Source organism: Flavobacterium sp. (assembly GCF_043779715.1).
GTDB lineage: Bacteria > Bacteroidota > Bacteroidia > Flavobacteriales > Flavobacteriaceae > Flavobacterium.
In genome coordinates this window covers 1-2354 of record NZ_JAYWDT010000282.1, presented here as the reverse complement: position 1 = coordinate 2354, position 2354 = coordinate 1, and the positions used below count along the sequence as shown (strand labels likewise).

General features: G+C 31.9%; 3 protein-coding genes. All 3 read right to left on the bottom strand.

Annotated elements, in window-relative coordinates; all coding sequences use genetic code 11:
- Positions 1–431, bottom strand: a 431-nt coding sequence (locus ACH2BG_RS13625) for a F0F1 ATP synthase subunit B (RefSeq protein WP_395048239.1), incomplete at its 3' end; no start/stop codon positions are given.
- A 77-nt stretch (positions 432–508) separates the two neighbouring features.
- Positions 509–706, bottom strand: a complete 198-nt coding sequence (gene atpE, locus ACH2BG_RS13620; protein ID WP_291242009.1) for an ATP synthase F0 subunit C — start codon at positions 704–706, stop codon at positions 509–511.
- 83 nt (positions 707–789) lie between these two features.
- On the bottom strand, positions 790–1983 hold the full coding sequence (gene atpB / locus ACH2BG_RS13615) for a F0F1 ATP synthase subunit A (protein ID WP_309756697.1): 1194 nt from the start codon (positions 1981–1983) through the stop codon (positions 790–792).
- Positions 1984–2354: the final 371 nt, after the last annotated feature.

Here is a 2354-nt window from a genome sequence, read left to right as displayed (position 1 = left end):
TCTTTCAATATTTTTTCTGCAATGCTCAATGATAAAGTTGAAACTTGAAGTTTCAATTCTGCCATTGCTGCATTTTTTTCGCTTTCAATTGCTGCTTTTGCCTGTTCAATCATTTTTAAACCTTGAACTTGCGCTTCATTTTTAGCATCAGCAACCATTTTTTCTTTCATTTCACGAGCTTCTTTAAGCATGTTGTCACGCTCTAATCTTGCTTCTTGTAAAATGCGTTGGTTGTCAGCTTGAAGATTTTGCATTTCATTTCTAGCATTTTCAGCTGAAAGTAATGCGTTTTTAATTCCTTCTTCTCTATCATTTACGGCATCAAGAATTGGTTTCCAAGCGAATTTTTTTAGTAAAAGGATTAATCCAACAAACAAAACTGTTTGCATGATAAATAAACCAAATGAAAATTGACCTAATAATTCTTCCATTATATATATTGTTTAATTTTAATTTTCAATTTAAACAATTGTTGCAACCAACCGTTGCAACAATTGTCTTTTTTAAATTATTTTACTGCGAATAACGCTGCAAAACCAATTCCTTCAATAAGTGCAGCTGCGATAAGCATTGCAGTTTGAATTTTTCCAGAAGCTTCTGGTTGACGTGCAATAGCATCCATCGCTGATCCACCAATTCTACCAATACCTAAACCAGCACCGATAACAATTAATCCAGCTCCTACAAGGTTAAGAGTTCCTTCCATAATGTATATATATTTAATTAAACATTCAATTTATCTTGCCAGCCCGTATGCTGGTCCTCACACAAAATGTTCGAAGGACATTTTTAATGATGCTCCGCTCCTTCGTGATGATGCTCTTCTTTAGCTGCGCCGAAATATAATGCAGTTAACATAGTGAAAATATAAGCTTGCAATAAAGCAACTAATATTTCTAATATTGATAACACAAAAGCCAACACAAAAGATAATGGGCTTCCGATTGGACTATTAAAAGTATACATTAATGCAATAATACTCATTAAAACTACGTGACCCGCTAACATATTCGCATACAAACGAATCATTAATGAAAATGGTTTAATAATCGTTCCTAAAAACTCAATAGGCGCTAATATAATTTTCATTGGAACTGGCACACCTGGCATCCAGAAAATGTGACCCCAATAGTTACCATTAGCAGTAAAAGTTGTTATTAAGTATGTAATAATCGCTAAAGCTGCAGTAATTGCAATATTTCCTGTAACGTTAACCCCAAGTGGCGTTAAACCGAACATATTCAAGAACCAAATAAAGAAAAATACAGTCAATAAGTGACTCATGTATTTTTTATAATGCTTTTCTCCAATATTAGGAATTGCAATTTCATCTCTAATATATAAAACTAAAGGTTCAAAAAATCTTCCAACTCCAGTAGCAACACCTCCGTTTTTACCATAAGATTTACCAAGATTTCTAAAAATTACAAGCATTAATAAAGCAACGATTAAAATCATCACGATACTTTTAGTCATTGAGAAATCGATTGGTTTTGTATTTGTAGTATGATGCTTTTCATCCACATTAAAAGTTCCTTTTGCGTCTGTATTATAAATCATACCATTATGGTGATTTATTGCAAAATATTTTCCGTTTGATTCTGCAACTGCTTCACCATGGTGAAATTCAGAAGACATGAAAAAATGCAAACCATCTTTCCATAAGATTACTGGCAAAGGAAAACCAATATGTTTTTCATGACCTGATTCTTTTCCATAAGAAAATAAATGAAAATCATGTGAATCCAATAAGTGATGTTGTATGAATTCAGCTCTTTCTTCGGCTGCTAAATCTTCTTTAGAAACTACTTCTTTTGTTGTCGTGGCTGTTTCAGTTACAACTTTAGCTGAATCTGAAACTAAGTGAACTGATTCAGCGTGTACTTTTGTACTATCTGAAACGATATTTGCAAAACTAAATACTGGAAGACCTGCAGTTAATGCTATCAATATAAATCTAAGTGGATGCTTTGAAATTACCATATATAAAAAACTATAATACTAGGTTTGTAAATTTGGTGCAAATGTACATCTTTTATTAATATTCAAAAGAATATAAAAATTTATTTTTGGCAGATTTACACCTTGAATTCGATATTTATTGCTTTTCGTTTAGTATCCGTATCGTTAAAACGGTTTCAATTGCTAAAAAGAGAATAAACATCATAAAAAAATTATTTTTCTCTATTGCATTGTTTTCAGTGGCCATCTGCAATATAGGCTTTAAAATCAGATAACAAACAATCATTTTAATGCTTGTACTCAAAAGAAATGACATCCCTACATTATCAAAACTGCGCTCCTTGACTTTTAGCAACACCACAAATACTATGATCGACAAAACTAGAAATATT